This window comes from Bacillus sp. CGMCC 1.60114, from assembly GCF_042676365.1.
Taxonomy (GTDB): Bacteria; Bacillota; Bacilli; order Bacillales; family Bacillaceae_G; genus Bacillus_A; species Bacillus_A rhizoplanae_A.
Genome location: NZ_JBHTHG010000012.1, coordinates 1 through 16,513, shown reverse-complemented (window position 1 = coordinate 16,513; position 16,513 = coordinate 1). Strand labels below are relative to the sequence as shown.

At 34.7% G+C, this 16,513-nt stretch carries 19 protein-coding genes, 2 other RNA genes, 2 pseudogenes and 2 riboswitches; of the genes and pseudogenes, 17 read left to right on the top strand and 6 right to left on the bottom strand.

Features of this window, described 5'->3' with window-relative positions; genetic code table 11:
• Positions 1 to 320: 320 nt before the first annotated feature.
• Positions 321 to 3,971, top strand: coding sequence for a dynamin family protein (locus ACFQZ1_RS06055; protein WP_377881209.1), 3,651 nt, complete (start codon positions 321 to 323; stop codon positions 3,969 to 3,971).
• Between the two features lie 3 nt (positions 3,972 to 3,974).
• Here ACFQZ1_RS06055 and ACFQZ1_RS06050 read toward each other — a convergent pair whose 3' ends face one another.
• On the bottom strand, positions 3,975 to 4,229 hold the full coding sequence (locus tag ACFQZ1_RS06050; protein WP_377881208.1) for a DUF3931 domain-containing protein: 255 nt from the start codon (positions 4,227 to 4,229) through the stop codon (positions 3,975 to 3,977).
• Positions 4,230 to 4,301: 72 nt separating this feature from the next.
• On the opposite strand from ACFQZ1_RS06050, the gene ACFQZ1_RS06045 reads away from it, so the two are divergent.
• The 9 genes from ACFQZ1_RS06045 (at position 4,302) to ACFQZ1_RS06005 (ending at position 9,836) form a co-directional block, all read left to right on the top strand.
• Positions 4,302 to 4,763: a GNAT family N-acetyltransferase gene (locus ACFQZ1_RS06045; RefSeq protein WP_377881207.1), complete on the top strand. Its 462-nt coding sequence runs from the start codon at positions 4,302 to 4,304 to the stop codon at positions 4,761 to 4,763.
• 12 nt (positions 4,764 to 4,775) lie between these two features.
• Positions 4,776 to 5,048 carry a DUF2533 family protein gene (locus ACFQZ1_RS06040; protein ID WP_377881206.1) on the top strand — a complete coding sequence of 91 codons (273 nt, stop codon included), beginning with the start codon at positions 4,776 to 4,778 and terminating at the stop codon, positions 5,046 to 5,048.
• Between the two features lie 2 nt (positions 5,049 to 5,050).
• Positions 5,051 to 5,884, top strand: coding sequence for a sulfurtransferase (locus ACFQZ1_RS06035; RefSeq protein WP_377881205.1), 834 nt, complete (start codon positions 5,051 to 5,053; stop codon positions 5,882 to 5,884).
• A 115-nt stretch (positions 5,885 to 5,999) separates the two neighbouring features.
• A non-coding RNA gene (gene ssrS, locus ACFQZ1_RS06030) (6S RNA) lies at positions 6,000 to 6,184 on the top strand.
• Positions 6,185 to 6,205: 21 nt separating this feature from the next.
• Positions 6,206 to 6,389: non-coding RNA, 6S RNA (ssrS, locus tag ACFQZ1_RS06025), on the top strand.
• 129 nt (positions 6,390 to 6,518) lie between these two features.
• A riboswitch (M-box (ykoK) riboswitch) is annotated at positions 6,519 to 6,684 on the top strand.
• Between the two features lie 315 nt (positions 6,685 to 6,999).
• Complete coding sequence (locus ACFQZ1_RS06020) at positions 7,000 to 7,704, top strand: P-type ATPase actuator domain-containing protein (protein WP_377881204.1); 705 nt, start codon at positions 7,000 to 7,002, stop codon at positions 7,702 to 7,704.
• 118 nt (positions 7,705 to 7,822) lie between these two features.
• A complete protein-coding gene (locus ACFQZ1_RS06015; RefSeq protein ID WP_377881203.1) occupies positions 7,823 to 8,689 on the top strand; it encodes a 5'-3' exonuclease in 867 nt (288 codons plus the stop codon).
• 435 nt (positions 8,690 to 9,124) lie between these two features.
• On the top strand, positions 9,125 to 9,265 hold the full coding sequence (locus ACFQZ1_RS06010) for an FbpB family small basic protein (protein ID WP_377881202.1): 141 nt from the start codon (positions 9,125 to 9,127) through the stop codon (positions 9,263 to 9,265).
• 310 nt (positions 9,266 to 9,575) lie between these two features.
• Positions 9,576 to 9,836, top strand: coding sequence for a DUF6123 family protein (locus ACFQZ1_RS06005; RefSeq protein WP_377881201.1), 261 nt, complete (start codon positions 9,576 to 9,578; stop codon positions 9,834 to 9,836).
• A 2-nt stretch (positions 9,837 to 9,838) separates the two neighbouring features.
• On the opposite strand, the gene ACFQZ1_RS06000 is transcribed toward ACFQZ1_RS06005, so the two are convergent.
• Genes ACFQZ1_RS06000 through ACFQZ1_RS05990 form a run of 3 tightly spaced genes read right to left on the bottom strand, consistent with a single transcriptional unit; the run spans position 9,839 to position 12,032 of the window.
• A complete protein-coding gene (locus ACFQZ1_RS06000; RefSeq protein WP_377881200.1) occupies positions 9,839 to 10,744 on the bottom strand; it encodes a DMT family transporter in 906 nt (301 codons plus the stop codon).
• Positions 10,745 to 10,748: 4 nt separating this feature from the next.
• Positions 10,749 to 11,144, bottom strand: coding sequence for a reverse transcriptase-like protein (locus ACFQZ1_RS05995; protein WP_377881199.1), 396 nt, complete (start codon positions 11,142 to 11,144; stop codon positions 10,749 to 10,751).
• Positions 11,145 to 11,159: 15 nt separating this feature from the next.
• Complete coding sequence (locus tag ACFQZ1_RS05990; protein WP_377881198.1) at positions 11,160 to 12,032, bottom strand: aldose 1-epimerase family protein; 873 nt, start codon at positions 12,030 to 12,032, stop codon at positions 11,160 to 11,162.
• A gap of 270 nt (positions 12,033 to 12,302) precedes the next feature.
• Positions 12,303 to 12,347, top strand: a riboswitch (PreQ1 riboswitch).
• Positions 12,348 to 12,353: 6 nt separating this feature from the next.
• Between ACFQZ1_RS05990 and ACFQZ1_RS05985 the strand changes: the two genes are divergently transcribed.
• From ACFQZ1_RS05985 to ACFQZ1_RS05975, 3 genes are all read left to right on the top strand, one after another.
• Positions 12,354 to 12,839 carry a QueT transporter family protein gene (locus ACFQZ1_RS05985; RefSeq protein WP_377881197.1) on the top strand — a complete coding sequence of 162 codons (486 nt, stop codon included), beginning with the start codon at positions 12,354 to 12,356 and terminating at the stop codon, positions 12,837 to 12,839.
• 197 nt (positions 12,840 to 13,036) lie between these two features.
• Positions 13,037 to 13,696: a ribonuclease H family protein gene (locus ACFQZ1_RS05980; protein WP_377881196.1), complete on the top strand. Its 660-nt coding sequence runs from the start codon at positions 13,037 to 13,039 to the stop codon at positions 13,694 to 13,696.
• A 13-nt stretch (positions 13,697 to 13,709) separates the two neighbouring features.
• Positions 13,710 to 13,886: a zinc-finger domain-containing protein gene (locus ACFQZ1_RS05975; protein ID WP_377881195.1), complete on the top strand. Its 177-nt coding sequence runs from the start codon at positions 13,710 to 13,712 to the stop codon at positions 13,884 to 13,886.
• A 220-nt stretch (positions 13,887 to 14,106) separates the two neighbouring features.
• Here ACFQZ1_RS05975 and ACFQZ1_RS05970 read toward each other — a convergent pair whose 3' ends face one another.
• Both ACFQZ1_RS05970 and cspD read right to left on the bottom strand, forming a co-directional pair.
• Positions 14,107 to 14,355: a DUF2564 family protein gene (locus ACFQZ1_RS05970; RefSeq protein ID WP_377881194.1), complete on the bottom strand. Its 249-nt coding sequence runs from the start codon at positions 14,353 to 14,355 to the stop codon at positions 14,107 to 14,109.
• A gap of 165 nt (positions 14,356 to 14,520) precedes the next feature.
• A complete protein-coding gene (gene cspD / locus ACFQZ1_RS05965; RefSeq protein ID WP_377881193.1) occupies positions 14,521 to 14,718 on the bottom strand; it encodes a cold-shock protein CspD in 198 nt (65 codons plus the stop codon).
• Between the two features lie 263 nt (positions 14,719 to 14,981).
• Here cspD and ACFQZ1_RS05960 point away from each other — a divergent pair.
• The 4 genes and pseudogenes from ACFQZ1_RS05960 to ACFQZ1_RS05945 form a co-directional block, all read left to right on the top strand.
• Positions 14,982 to 15,100: pseudogene (locus ACFQZ1_RS05960) on the top strand (YqcI/YcgG family protein); the annotation flags it as partial.
• Between the two features lie 162 nt (positions 15,101 to 15,262).
• Positions 15,263 to 15,399 (top strand): annotated as a pseudogene (locus ACFQZ1_RS05955) (amino acid transporter); the annotation flags it as partial.
• A gap of 19 nt (positions 15,400 to 15,418) precedes the next feature.
• Complete coding sequence (locus tag ACFQZ1_RS05950; RefSeq protein WP_377881192.1) at positions 15,419 to 15,727, top strand: cytoplasmic protein; 309 nt, start codon at positions 15,419 to 15,421, stop codon at positions 15,725 to 15,727.
• 62 nt (positions 15,728 to 15,789) lie between these two features.
• A complete protein-coding gene (locus tag ACFQZ1_RS05945) occupies positions 15,790 to 16,410 on the top strand; it encodes a sterol desaturase family protein (RefSeq protein ID WP_377881191.1) in 621 nt (206 codons plus the stop codon).
• Positions 16,411 to 16,513 lie beyond the last annotated feature (103 nt).

Here is a 16,513-nt window from a genome sequence, read left to right as displayed (position 1 = left end):
AGAGCTTTTATTTTTAAATGTATATTGATAATCATTCTCTTTAGTGATACAATATGTTTAAAATTGATAATCATTATCAAGAAAGTTAGGTGTGATTATATGGTATACGCATTTTTAGCAGGAACAGTTGTTTTATATGCAGTTGTAACAAAACATGTGCTAAATCGAGTAGGAGCAACTAAATAATGAACTATAATACATAGAAATCCCTTTCGTTTTTACAGAGAATGAAAGGGATTTTTTATTTTTTTACTGTGAAGATGTTGAAAATTTAGTAATATAAAAGATGTATACATCTTGGAACAAAGGGGCACGAGGGGATGACAAAAACAGTGCAAACAAACAGTTTACAAAAGCTGGTTTGTTTTTATGAAGAGTGGCAGAAAAAAAGTGATATGGAACATAGTGAAAAGTTGCTTGAAGTTATACAAAAATATAAAAAAGAGCAGCTTATGATTGCATTTTGTGGGCATTTCTCTGCTGGAAAATCAACAATGATGAATTATTTATATAAAGATCAGTTGTTGCCAACAAGTCCAATTCCAACGAGTGCGAATGTCGTAAAAATAGAAAAGGGACATGCTCGCGTCGTTGTTACATTAAAATCAGGACAGAAATATGAGTATGCTGGTATGTATACAGCAGAAGAATTGAAACAGCTTTGTAAAAATGGCGATGAAGTGATTGGAATTCATATTTATCGGGACGATGCACCACTCCCAGAAGGCGTTGTTCTTGTTGATACGCCTGGTATTGATTCAACTGATGATGCACATCAACTTGCGACTGAATCTACGCTGCATCTTGCTGACATTATTTTTTATATGATGGATTATAATCATGTGCAATCGGAAGTGAACTTGCAGTTTGTCAAAGAATTAAAGCAGCGTAAAAAAACAGTTTATCTTGTTGTGAACCAGATTGATAAGCATAAAGAACATGAATTGTCTTTTTCTGCTTATCAACAAAGCGTAATGCAGTCCTTTGCAAATTGGAATGTTGATGTTGATGGTATATTTTATACGTCTTTACGATTACAGCAACATCCTTATAATGAATTGGAAAATCTAGAGAATCTGCTTGCTTCTATTATGAAAGAACGCGAGTTTTATGCAAAAGAAGGGATGGAAAAGGAAGTTTCTTATTTACTGCAAGAACATCTTTCCTATTTGTTAACACAGTATGAGAAACAACTAGAGCCGTTTTGTGAAGAATTGACATCGGTATTATCATATGAAGAAGTTACGTCGATTTTAGAAGAGCTTGTTGAAAAAGAAAAAGTCTTTTACGCAAAAGAAGATGAAGTGAAAAATAGATACCTCATAGGGATGCAAAATATATTAGATAATGCTTATTTAATGCCATTTGAAATGCGTGATTTAGCAAATCAATACTTAGAAACAAAACTGACGAAATTTAAAGTTGGTATATTATTTTCAAAAGCGAAAACTGATCAAGAAAAGCAGCGTCGTTTACAAGTGTTTTATGAGTCACTGCAAAAGACGGTAGAAGCGCAATTAGACTTTCATGTAAAAGAATATATTGTTTCTTTTACAAAGCAAGAAGAGATATTTACAGAAGAATTAGGAAGAGCAGTATACGATTTGAATATTTCTTTTGAACCGTTGCTTTTGGAGAGAACAATTAAGCAAGGAGCAGGATTTACAGGAGATTATTTATTACATTATACAGCAGATGTCGCAAATGAATTAAAGAAACGATATTACAATGCGGCACAATCTCTATTTGCGAAAGCTTTACCGATATTGCAAGAAAAGGGAAAAGTAGAGCTATTAAGTATTGATAGAGAGCGGAAGCAATACGAAGCGGTGCGACATGCGAATGACTTGAAACGTCAATATATAGAACAGTACGATCAGTATGAAGCCTATTTGCATGATGTATGGAACGATTGTGTTTCTGTGCCTGAAACGATGAAAATAGAAGAAATTTTACAACAAACTCAACAAGTGACAAATGCTAAATTTCAATTACAAGAACAAGAAGCTGTATCTACGTATAGTGAAGAGCAAGTTGCAAATACAGGCAATGTTAATATTCAGAGCGTATTAGAACATGTGAAGGAAACAGAATTTGTTCTAAAACAGCTTCCAGCTTTGACGCACGTCTACGATGAAATTGTTGAAAAGAGAAAGCGGATTGAAACGAAACAATTTACAGTGGCGTTATTTGGAGCATTTAGTGCAGGAAAATCGTCCTTTGCCAATGCCTTATTAGGAGAGAAAGTATTACCTGTATCACCGAATCCCACAACAGCAACAATAAACCAAATTTTACCCGTAACAGATGAGAAGCCACATGGTACGGTAGTTGTACAGTTCAAATCGGAAATGGCGCTCTTTGAAGACTTAAAGGCTGTTTATAAATTATTTCATCGTGATGTTACAACGTTAGAAGAAGCGCTCTTACAGATTGATGATGTACTGCAATATCCAGCGCCAAGTGGCAGACAAAAAACGACGTTTAGTTTTTTACGAGCGGTTCAGCATGGATATAAAGAAGTAGGACATCGTTTAGGAGAGCAATCTCACGTAACGTTAGCTGAATTTGCTGATTATGTTGCTAATGAGGAAAAATCATGCTTTGTAGAATACATGGAGCTTTATTATGATTGTGAATTAACGAGACAAGGCATTGCGCTTGTTGATACACCGGGAGCAGACTCTGTTAATGCACGCCATACAGACGTAGCGTTTCAATATATAAAAAATGCAGATGCAATTTTATTTGTAACATATTATAATCACGTATTTTCACGAGCTGATCGAGAATTTTTAATTCAGCTTGGACGTGTAAAAGATACGTTTGCACTTGATAAAATGTTCTTCTTAATTAATGCTGCGGATTTAGCGCAGTCAGAAGAGGAATTACACACGGTAAAAGGGTATATTAGCGATCAATTGTTACAGTATGGGATTCGGAATCCACGTCTGTTTGCGATTTCTAGCTTATTTGCATTAGAAGAAAAACAAGGGAAAGATATTTCGAAAGAAGCATATGGTATTTTAAAACATTCTGGTCTTGCACCGTTTGAACAAGCTTTCACTTCGTTTATCATGAGAGATTTAATGCTTGTATCGATTCATTCTTTATATGGGGCACTTCAGAATGGTTATAAACTTCTTACAAATATGATTGAAAGTGCAACGCAAGGAAATGAAGAAAAAGAGCAAAAACGAAAAAAATATGAAGCGGAACGTGAAGAACTGCTTCATATAATCAATTCGCATAGTGTTGTAACAGAAGAAATGGCGTTGGAAAATGAAGTGAAAGAGCTTCTATATTATGTAAAACAGCGTTTGTTTTTACGATACAATGATGTGTTTACAGAATTTATTAATCCAGCTTCTTTACGAACACAAGGGAATGTGAAAGAAAAATTACAAGAGTGCATGATGGAGTTAATTGCTTTCTTACAACATGATTTGTTACAGGAAATGCGTGCAACGTCGCTGCGTCTTGAAAAATGGATGAATGAAACGATGAAACATGTGCAAGAAGAAGTAGCGATGCAATGTGCTACAAAGAATGAACAGCTCGCTATCCGTACAGATGCAACATATGACTATCGCGTTCTTTTGCATGAAAATCCATTTCCGAATATGGAAGCAAAACAATTTAAAAAAGCACTATCTCATTTTAAAAGTGAGAAAAGCTTCTTTGAAAAAAATGATAAGGTATTGATGCAAGAAGAAATGAAGCAAACGTTAGAACCGTTTGTGGCAGATTACGTAATAGAAGAACAGCATCTATTTATTGATCATTATAAACAAGAATGGCTTCATAGTTGGGAACTTATGAAAACAGCCATGGTGCAAGACGCAGCACAATACTATGAAAGTTTATTATTTGCGTTATTGGAAACAATCGATGTTTCTGCATACGAACAGAAGAAAGAAGAATTGACAAAACAATTAATGAAAATAGAACATGAAGTAGAAGTTCTATAAGTATTAAGAGAAAAAGATACGTTCAATACGTTTTTGCAGTACAGTATCTAATGATTTTACAAATCCTGCAAATTCATCTGAGGAAACCATATGAGTTAAGACGAGACGTTTTCCATCTGGCGTTTCACCGCATAAGACGAAGGAAGTGAACTCATATGGTTTTCCTTCTATCACTAACTTTGGATAGGAGTACGTGCCATTTTTCTTTTTCTTCTCATCAATGGAGATTATATTGCACTTCTTTTCATTGTTGTCCATAGTGATGACCTCCTTTGTATTACTTATGGAAGACAAGGGGTATTTAGAACAGGAGGAGATGAGAGAATTTTTATGGAGCAATTAATTATTGAACGTATTTCTCAAGACAAGGCACCGATATCATTATTATTACTTGCTGATCCGAGCAAAAGGCAGTTACAGTCGTATCTTCAACGAGGAATGATTTACGTTGCCAAACGTAATGAACATGTGGTAGGTACATATATATTATTGGAAACACGCCCTAATACGATGGAGATTATGAATATTGCAGTTTGTGAACAAGAACAGGGTAAAGGCATTGGGAAGCAGTTATTGCAACATGCAGTTACAGTTGCAAAAAAGCAAAACATGCGCACGCTTGAAATCGGGACAGGTAATTCAAGTGTTTCACAGCTTTCTTTATATCAAAAATGTGGATTTCGTATTTTTTCTATTGATTTTGATTACTTTTCAAAGCATTATGAAGAAGAGATTATTGAAAATGGCATTGTATGCCGGGATATGATTCGGCTTATGATGGACTTACACTAGGGGGAAGAGAACATGGAAGTACATGCAGCAATAACAGCGCATTCTCGTAAACAAAATGAGGTTGTGAAAGCATTTCTACAATTAGAGGCACAGCGTGAAGCAGCTATTGAAGCGGCCGTATCACTTGCATTAAATGGGAAATCTTTCTCTGTTGATGTAATTAATATGGTAACAAAACAAATTAATGAGCTTGCAAAAAACGGTATTGCACAGCAACGTAAGATTGTGACAGAAGAAATGGTGATGGAGTACGTAGGACGTTTAAAAGAGAAAGAAGGTCGTTAAGTATGATCGTTACAGTCGAGTGGTTGCATGAACATATACAAGATGATCATGTTCGTATTATCGATTGTCGTTTTGACTTAGCAAATCCGAATTGGGGAAGAGAGCAGTATAATAAGGAACATATTTTAGGTGCGCTCTATTTTGATTTAGATAAAGATTTATCAAGCCCCGTTACAAAACATGGAGGACGTCACCCGCTTCCAAATATAGAAGTGTTTGTACAAAAACTTTCACAAGCTGGGATTGATGAACGTACAACAGTTGTAGCATATGATAGCCAAGGAGGAGCGATGGCCTCTCGTCTTTGGTGGCTCTTAACGTACCTTGGACATAAAAAAGTATATGTATTAAATGGTGGTTTCCAAGCATGGAAGGAGCAAAAATTCGAAGTAACGAATGATATATCGGTTTTTGCATCTAAAACGTTTGTTCCATCTATGCAGCATGATATTGTCGTAACAATGGCAGAATTACAAGAGAAAATCAACAAACAGGCAGATATAACACTTATTGATTCGCGAGAACCAAGGCGCTACCAAGGAATAGAAGAACCAGTGGATAAAGTAGCAGGTCATATTCCAACTGCGCAAAATTATTTTTGGAAAGACGGCGTAACTGATTTTGGTGCTTTTAAAGGACAAAGCGAACAAGAAGAGCGTTTTATTCATCTTGATAAAAAGAAAGAAACGATTGTATATTGCGGATCAGGTGTAACGGCATGTCCGAACGTATTAGCGTTAAAAATGGCTGGTTTTACAAATGTAAAATTGTATGCAGGCAGCTGGAGTGATTGGATTTCGTACCCTGAAAATTCAATTGTGAAAGAAAATCAGTAACCTATTGCATGGTGAAAAAATTTGTATTACAATAGGAACACAAACAAGAAATACTTAAGAAACAATCTATTTTACACGATGTGAACAATGTGATAAGATAGCGACAAATAAATAAAACATCCTGCGGTGTGCGTAACTTATTTATGTCTAAAACCGATGTTAGTTTTACGGAAGTTCGATATTTAGAGGCCAACATCAAGCCTTTCTTTGAGAAGGAAGATGAAAGGTAACTGTGAGAACATCCACCTGCGAGTAGCGGGTTTTTGGACATTTACGAGGGACGGCACGTGCGGGGTTCTATTTATTCTAATGATGAATAATAAATGCCTACGATGTACGTAGCTTGTGTATGTCTTAAACCAATGAGAGTAATACGGAAGTTCAATATTTAAATGTGGCCATCATACCATCTTTTTAAGAAGGAAGATGAAAGCGTTTTTGAGAGCATCCACCTGCGAGAGCGGGTTTATGGACATCTAGAGAGAACGGCATATGTGGGTCCTTTATAAAAACTTTATGTTGTATAACATAAGGTTTTTTTATTTTTTTCAGTATCATAGAAGAAATATGAGAATGTTACATAAAAAACATTGACACCAACTAGAAACGAGAGTAACATTTTTCTTATAATTAAATATGTCTCTGTTAGGTGAGGCTCCTGTATAGAGAGATGCTACTGCCCAAAAATGTCGAGAGACGCCAATGGGTCAACAGAAATGATCGAATTAAGGTCCTTTTTAATGTAGCTGGTGAAGAACCTATGCTATACAGTGCTAAAGCTCGGCGAGGGAGAGGTGCGATTGTTTTTAATGTAAGCTGCTATGAAATGTAGTTTCATTAAGCTTCGCTTATTTGCGTATGTTCAGACCTTTACTCGTTTCCGGGTAAAGGTCTTTTTTAGTAAGGCTATATTTTGTACAAATATACATAACAAAAAAAATTATGAGGAGGTGAGGAGCAATGTCAGCTTCGGACTCGGTTCCGTTACCCATATACTTCAAAAAAAGAATATGCCATGTAGGTAGGAAGCGAATTGTTCCTCCCTCTATATCTGTAAATAGATAAGTCGAGAAACAATGAGTTTCTTCCTGCGTGCGTTAAGGAGGAGACGGACGATGTTATATGTAAATAAACGAGATGGAATTATAGATAACATAAATCATAAAGGGCGAGAAATTTTACAGAAAAATAATGAAATGCTAGTAGAAATTGCAATTCGAGATGTGAAATCTGTATATGCTTATTTTAAAACCACAAGAAATGGCCTTTCTATTAAGGAAGCAAAAAAACGTATCGCGCAATATGGGAAAAATGAACGATATGCGAATAAAAAAATTATGCTGAATCATATCATGATGAAGTTGATTGAAAAAGTGTTTGAAAAGGAAGAAAATCAATTGAATGCAACAACATCAAAAACAGTTGCTGTTTTAAGAGTAGTAAATGAAAAGGCAAATGGAGTAGATCCAGATTCTGAAATGATGAATATTCCTGTAGAAGAATTGGTTCCAGGTGATGTAATTTGTCTTTCTGCAGGCGATACTGTACCAGCGGATGCCCGCATTATTTACGCAAAAGATTTATTAGTAGATGAATCTTCTTTAACAGGAAAAGAAATGCATGTAGAAAAATATGAAAGTTGTTATCATATCGAAAAAAAGCGATTTATGCCGCTAAAACGCATAAAAGATTACAATCCACTTTATCTTGAAAATTTATGCTACAAAGGTACCCATATTGTTAATGGAACAGCAAAGGCAGTTGTTGTTTCAACTGGAAATAATACGTATGTGGAACTATTACATCAATATTGTAAGTAATCTTTATAGATGCTAAATGGGGTAAATCATTGTATAATAAAAAGTACAATTATCATTGATTATTTATAACCTTGCGTCATGACGTGAGGTTTTTATTTTTGTCATTAGGAGAGGAACTATGAAGAAAGTATTATTAGTAGATGGTATGGCACTATTATTTCGTGCTTTTTATGCAACAAGTGTTTACGGACAGTTTATGAAAAGACAAGATGGTACTCCAACAAACGGGATTCATGGCTATATGAAGCATTTATTAACAGCGTCTAAGACAATTGAACCGACTCATATTGTAACGTGCTGGGATATGGGGAGTACAACGTTCCGAACAGAAACATTTTCAAACTATAAGGCGAATCGCGGAGCACCGCCAGAAGAATTAATTCCACAATTTGATTTAGTACAAGAAATGACTGCACATTTATCTATTCCAGTCATTGGCATGAAAGGATATGAAGCTGATGACTGTATTGGAACATTAGCAAAAGCATATCAACATGAAGCTGAAGTATTTATTTTAACAGGTGATACAGATTTACTGCAGCTTGTTGATACAAATGTTACAGTTATGCTTCTTCGTAAAGGGATTGGAAATTATGAGTTTTACACACCTGGAAAAATTATCGAAGAAAAAGGTGTAGAGCCGTGGCAAATTGTTCATGCAAAGGCATTTATGGGAGACTCAAGCGACAACTATCCAGGTGTAAAAGGTATTGGTGAAAAAACAGCATATAAGCTCATTCAAGAGCATGGGACAGTTGCAGCTGTCTTAGAAAACATTGCATTAGTAACGAAAGCACAGCGTACAAAAATTGAAAATGACTTAGACAGTTTGCATATGTCATTACAACTTGCTCAAATTCATTGTGAAGTGCCGATTTCTTGTGGCTTAGAAGAAGCTCTTCACACAATTGATATAGAAAAAATACGATTGGTTTGTGAGCAAATGAACTGGAGCAAACCTGAAACATTGGTAAATATGTTGTGAAATAAAACTTTCGTTAGCAGGTGTTTTCCTCCATTACTTATTGATGGAAAGCACGGCTAATAGGGTACTTACTGTTCAAAAGCAGCGGGATAAAAAGCGGTTTTAAAAAAGAATTTATTTTAGACTATAGATAACGTCCAATCAAATTATGCATGTGATTGGACGTTATTATTTATATTTAAAACAATTCAACTAGGTATGGTTTCTACTATATCTAGTTTTTTATATTGATAGTAAAGGTAGTAAACAAACTGTTGGCAAAGTTACGTTTCAATCGCAGTGCTATACACATATTGATTCATGCAAAAATATACGTAGTTTTCATTTAAAATTCAAATGGATTTCACACAAGTCATTTATTATTACACAATACAGATAATTACTTATCTTTTATATAAATGAAATTTTTCATAACAATTAAGGAGGAGTTTAAGTATGCGAAAAAAAATAAGAAAATCCTTTAAACAATTATTAATAGAAAATAGACAATCATTATTGAATAATAAGGAGAACGTAAGAGAAATTGAAGAAAAAATTGAAAAAAGACATATATCATATGGAGCAGCGAGTAATTGAGTAAAGAGAGACTTCCGCTAGCGGGAGGTATCCTCTATTAATAGGAAGTTTTCACTACTTGAGCTCAAAGTAGAGGAATAGATTTTAGAAATTCGTTCCAATTGAATAGGGTACTACTAATTTGAAGGTCCATTCAGTACTAGTCTGAATGGACCTTCAAATCGTAATGATGCAATAATCTTGAAGTGTAAGCCTGTCTTTTTGGAAAATAGAAGATTTTACAGCAGTTTTCAAAGAAAATTCATTCTCATAACACGGGAAAACATGTATGATAGAAAGTGGAGAATTTTTCAAATTAGGTGGGGACATCATGCAAACAGTTCAAGATTACCTTTCATTCCTACATACAAAAGGATTTAAGCTATCAGAGGAAGCACGAGGATTTATTATGTTTGGTCAAGGATATACAGGTTCATCTGATGGAATTGTGAATGCGGCGATTGAAGCGACGATTAAGCATCAATTACAGTTTGATGGTAGTTACTTTATTGCTTTGTTAGAACGATTAAAAGAAGAGAAAATTGCAGATAAAAAAAGCGCAATGGCTTTTATGCGGAAGTTACAAACATAACTTCATGCAGCCTGCGCTTCTTTTTTTTGTTTATTTGGAAGTTCCACAAAGATCATTCCTAAGAAAATACAAATGCATCCAATGATAGCTGATACTGACAATTGCTCATTCGCAACAAGAACACCTGTGATTGCTGCAAAGACTGGCTCCATTGCGAAAATAATGGCAACGCGGGTAGGTGATGTGTACTTTTGTGCTGTTGTCTGAATAAAGAATGCAAGAGAGGTGGCAAATAGCGATGTTAGCAATAGTGCAAATAAAAATGAGCGATTCGTCCATAATGCTAGCGAAAATAATTTCTCCCAATCTTCAAACAAAAACGCACAAATAGAAGAGAAGAGTCCAACTGCTAATATTTGTGTTGTACTTAATAATAGAGGAGACACCTTCTTTGAAAAGAATCCATTTACAAGTATGTGAGCAGCAAATGCTACAGCACAGCCTAAGATAAGAAGGTCTCCTATATTCAATTGAAATGAATTTCCAGCTGTTAATAAAAACAATCCAATTGTAGCTACTGTAATTCCGAGTACAATAAATATATTCGCTTTTTGCTTTAAAAAGATAAACGATAAAACAGGTACCATGACAATACTAAGTCCTGTTAAAAATCCTGCTTTAGAAGAAGTTGTATATAATAAGCCGAATGTTTGTAGCAAGTAACCAATACATAAAAAGAATCCTACTATGATACCAGCGACGCTACTATACCCTGCACGTTTAATAGGTGCTTTTTTCATAGAAATGAGCTGGATAACGAATAAAATAAGTCCAGCAAATAAAAAACGTACAGCATTAAAAGAAAATGGTCCGACAAATGACATAGCATTTTGAACGACAACAAACGTAGCTCCCCAAATAAAGGAAACGAACAACAATGCGAGAGGAGCAATCCACTCTTTTTTCAATACACTACCCCCGTTCATTTTTTAAAATTGCTTTTCGTGCTAATTCATCTGCTACTTTATTTTGACTGCTTGGAATCCACTTCATAAAAAAGAGATCAAATTGCTGTGTCATCTGCAATGCTTCTTCTAAAAGTGGTGCATATAATGGATTCTTTGCATATTGTTTTTCAACAGCTTGTTCTACAAGCTGGGAATCTGTTCGAAACGATACAATTTTATAATTATGTTCGGTGCAATATTTTAATGCAGCAAGTAATGCATGATACTCAGCTTCATGGTTGCTCATAACTCCGAGTGGAATAGAGAGCTGCACAGGCGGTTGAACACCTTTGATAAAAACACCGGCGCCAGAAGGACCGGGGTTTCCTTTTGATGCACCATCAATGTACACTTCAATCAACTTGAAAACCTCCGATTAACCGATTGTAATGCTATAGCAGCATGTAAATGCTTCATTCGCTTTTAACATTTGAATTCCTTTTTTTTCTTTAAAGTCTTTTACAGGTTCTACTTCATCGGCAATGCCATACCAAGGTTCAATACATAAAAACGGTGCCCCGTCTCCAGGTGTCCACACACCTACAAATGGAAATCCTTCAAATGCTACTTTAATAAATTTATTATGTTTATGAGAACGGATAGCAATTTCGTTTTTGTTCATATTTTCAAAAATAAGTGCATCATTTTTAAATAAATCGTATGTAAGCGGAAGTTCTGTTGTTCCTTCTGCTACTAGGAGTTTATTTTTAGAAAGAAATGGTCCTTCTAATACGCTTGTTTCTAGATGCTCTGGAGTGCTGAAAGATAAGTAGTAATCTGTGAAAGATTCATTTGGTAGTAAAGGACAATTAAAACCAGGGTGTCCTCCAATTGAAAAATACATTTCTTTCATGTTTGGATTGATTACTTCATATGTTACGTATACAGATGTTTCATTTAATTCATAGGAAACGAGTAATTCAAATGCAAACGGATAGTTTTGTAATGTTTCTTCATTACTCGTTACTACGTATGTAATTTTTGATTCACTTTGTTCTTTTATTGTAAATGTTAGATCGCGAGCAAATCCATGCTGTGTTAATGAATAAGATTCTCCATCAACATAATATGTATTATCGACTAATCTTCCGACGATTGGAAATAAAATGGGTGCGCGTCGTCCCCAATACTTTGAATCTCCTTGCCACATGTATTCTGTATGATCTTCTTTTAAGCGAATGCTTTGCAACTCTGCACCTTTTTCAGAAATGGAAACGATCATTTTTTCATTTTGAATCGTTGATATCATGAACAATTCCTCCTAAATCTCTCATATTTTTATCCGGCTATTTGTGACAGTAAGCACCCCACCTCAGAAGATAGGTAAGGGAAAACTGCTGGTATGCGCCCCATTGGGCGGGCTTTCCATTATGATGGAAGTTTCACTTTATTATACGTCCTATAAAAAGAAAAGGGTAGTTTATGAATGTCCGTTTGTAATTCAGCTCATTAGATATGTCTTCTGCCATATTGACTTAAATTCAAGTTATAAATATAATGTATTTTTGTTCATTTACATATTCACGTGGTTCGGAACCATCCCACGTAAAAAAACTAAGGAGAATGCAAAATGAAAGTTAAGACAATTGTTGGTAACGGGATTTTAGCAGCTTTATATATTGCTGTTTCCATGCTTATTCAGCCTTTTGGTTTTACGAATATTCAATTTCGTATTTCAGAAATGTTTAATCATCTTGTTGTGTTCAATAAAAAATATATTTATGGGATTGTGTTAGGAGTATTTTTAACAAATCTCTTTTTCTCACCAATGATTGCATATGATCTTGTATTTGGGGTGGGGCAATCTATTGTCGCCTTGCTTTGTACAATTGTTTCTATGCGTTTCATAAAAGGGATATGGGCGCGTATGATTTTTAATACAGTTGTCTTTACCTTTACAATGTTCCTTATTGCCATTGAACTACATCTTGCATTCGATTTACCATTTTTGCTTACATGGCTAACATGTGCAATTGGTGAATTTGTTGTAATGGCTATTGGAGCACCTGTTATGTATTTTATTAATAAACGAGTGCAGTTTGAAAAATTTGTATAAGATGGATAAGAGAGTTGTTTACTTAATCGTGACAACTCTTATTTCTTTTCCTCATTTTATGCTCGCAGGAGTTTCACTTCATCGTTTGAAGATGTGATGTATTCAGAATAGAATACTGTGCTCATAGACAAAATATTATAAAATGAACATGTAATATTTGGTAGTGTATGGATTTTGTATGTAAAAGGGGGAGCAAAATGAAATATAAAATAACTTGGTTATATCGAACAAAGCATGGCTTCGAGACTAAACTTGAAACAGATTATCTTCGTTTAGAAGAGGCGATGCAGTTTGCAGTGGACTTTGAAAAAACAGGGAGAGCAAAAGAACTGTTATTTTACGATGAAATGGGGGCAGAATGGACGGTAAAAGAAGTTAAGAAATTGAGTAAACAAGTCGAAGAAGAGCCGCAAGATCTCCTATTGTATTTCGATGGAGGGTACGATATTGAGACGAAAGAAGCGGGCGTGGGAGTGAGCATTTATTATAAGAAGCAGGGAAAAACGTATCGAATTCGTCGCAATGCTTACATAGAAGGTATTGATGATAATAATGAGGCGGAATATGCTGCACTATTATATGGAATGAACGTGCTAGAAGAGCTAGGAGTTAAGTATGAATCCGTTATTCTTCGAGGTGATTCTCAAGTGGTGCTTCAGCAATTAGCGGGTGAGTGGCCATGTTATGAGGAACATTTAATCCATTATTTAGATCAAGTCGAACAAAAAGCAAAACAGATGAGAATAAAACTAATATGTGAACCCGTTTCTAGAAAACAGAATAAGGAAGCTCATCAATTGGCAACGCAAGCACTTGAAGGAACGAACATTGATAGTCATAAAGAAATAACAGAGTAGGGGGTGTGAAGGAGTGGATCGCAAGCAGCTGATTACGGAAGTGAATGATTTATTAGAAACATATTGTGATGGCTGCTTTTTACAGCAGTATTTTCGAAAAGAACATAGTCAACGTTATGCCCACTCCTTTTGCATTCGGCAATGTACAATAGGAGCAAAGCTAAAAGAGTATGGAGAACGACTGTCTTGAAAGGTTCTTATCTACTTTATTGAGGCAGGAGGATTTTTTGTATTATTATATTAGAAATTTCAAATCGGACTGAATGTAAAAGTGAAACTTGCATTAGTTTGTATCCCGCTATTCGAGGGTAGCAAACCCCTAGATAATGGAAGTTTCACTTTGTAGAAAATGAAACATTACAATTTGTTATGTACATTAAAAACATCCAGAGAAAATCCCCTGGATGTTTTTAGTGCTTTGCTTCTTGTAATTGATGCTCACATTTCTCTAATTTTTCTTCTTGATCTAATAAGAATGGTGTATCTAAATCTGTTGCCACTTCTTTCATTGTTTCGAGTTGAAGGCGAGCTGATTCAACCGCATTTGTAGCATGCTGTAATGATTCAGGATCCATTGTGATCGTCGCGGAACCAACCATCTTTTGAGCCGTTTCTACGCGGAATTTTACTTCTTCAAAATCGTTTACAGGTGAACCCATTGTTTTCTCCTCCTTTATTTTCTCATTTCACATAGTTTTCGCTCTGTGAAAAAGAAATATACAGAGGAATAAAGTGAAACTTCCATCAGTGGGGGGCTTACTGTCCGCGAATAGCGGGATAAACAAAGGAGGTTACCAATAGGCAACCTCCTGTCATATGTTGAATTAAAGTTTTACTACGTTAGCAGCTTGAGGTCCGCGGTTTCCTTCAACGATTTCGAAAGAAACTTCTTGACCTTCTTCTAAAGATTTGTAGCCTTCTCCTTGAATTGAAGAGAAGTGTACGAATACATCGTCTCCGCCTTCAACTTCGATAAATCCAAAACCTTTTTCGCTATTAAACCATTTTACTTTACCTTGCATGTTATAATGCCTCCTAAATATGATTACTTTCTCATTTAGTGAACGAAAACATTTACAAATTCATAAAATTGAAATTGTTATATTCTCGAATATTCTGCTAAATGATAACTTAAATATACATGGAATGGGAGATTTTAGTCAAGTAAGCGATTTTATCTTTTTGTATTTTTAAATAATTTTTTACACTAGCTTTATGAATGGATAAAGGACAATTGCTATTTTTAAGATCTTTAAATAAAGGCTGTACATAAAAATATGAAAGAATGCATGGGTCTTATTTATTAGATAATGAGGGGATGATATACCAACTTGGATATTACAGGAATACGAAAGCTTTTCTAATGTTGTATTAAATCTAGCGTTTCCTTGTCATTTTAGATTGTTTTTTTGTATTTACATATACATATTGTACAAGCATTCATGTGCTATATAGGATTTTTTTATTGTTTTATCTTGGATTCTGAAGTGTAAAACAAGGAATTTTACAATAAAATATGGAATATAAACAGGAAGAGGCAAAAGAATTTCTTTCAGAAATACATCAAATATTGCTTTTTCTGTTCATTTTAAAAGAACAATGCTTCGACCCAAAGCATTTGGGTATATTACAGTGGAGCAGGAGTTATATTAGTCGGCTCTACCAGTCGTTTTGCGTATAAAGTTTTACAATTGTTCATATAAGATTAAAGGGGAGATTTTTATGTATCGAACCATAGTAAATGAAAAAGAAATTATTATTACATTAGCACCAAAAATTCGTAAAGAAGTAACAGACAGAAATCCATTATACGAAGCTGTTCTTCAAACTGTTGAACGATTGCTTCAAACAAAACAACCGACATTTGCTGTAAATCATGAAATATTAGGATTAATTATTGGAGAAGTACAAAGAGGAGAAGTAACAGTTTTTGCAGTGGAACATATTATTCCAAAACAGAATATATTTGGTTCAAGTAATTTTTTCTATCCAAATAAAGAAACAAGTAAGTTTATAATGGGAATAGAATAGAGATAAAAGAAAGCGGCCATAACAATACGTTACGGCCGCTTTCTAAGGAGAGGAACATAGGGATGAAGCGAGTTATAAAAGAGTTTTTCTTTCAGCATGATATTGCCATTATGATTGGAATATTAATTGCTTTTATCGTTTTTTTGAACATGCAATTGTTTACATGGATTGCAGCTATTGCAGTTATTGCGGGTATTATCTTTTATACAATTAACGAATATGTAACACATCGTTTTTTATTTCATTTAAAGCCGCCAAAGAATCCATTTTTATTAAAAATGTTAAAACGTCTTCATTATGATCATCACGTATATCCGAATGATTTAAAGTTATTATTTTTACCTGTTTGGTATAGTCTTCCTGGATTTACGATATATTTATTCATTGTATATGGTATTATTTCTAGCTTCACGGTGACATTATCATTTGGAATCGGAATGGTTTTCATGCTTTTAGTATATGAATGGAAACATTACATTGCCCATCGGCCAATCCGTCCAATGACTCCATATGGAAGATGGCTAAAGAAACAGCATATACTCCATCATTATAAAAATGAGAACTACTGGTTTGGAGTATCGAATCTGTTTTACGACTTTTTGTTCAAGACATATAAAGAAGGAAAAGATGTCGAAACGAGTGAAACAGCTCGTAATTTGGAAGGTGAGAAAGCGGTGCAATAAGGGGCTGTTGACAAAAGGGGGGAGCGCTTTGCGCTCCCCCCTTTTTTATGTTTTTCTTTTTGTTTTTCTCTATTTTACACCTATTCGTATTACTCAATGCCTT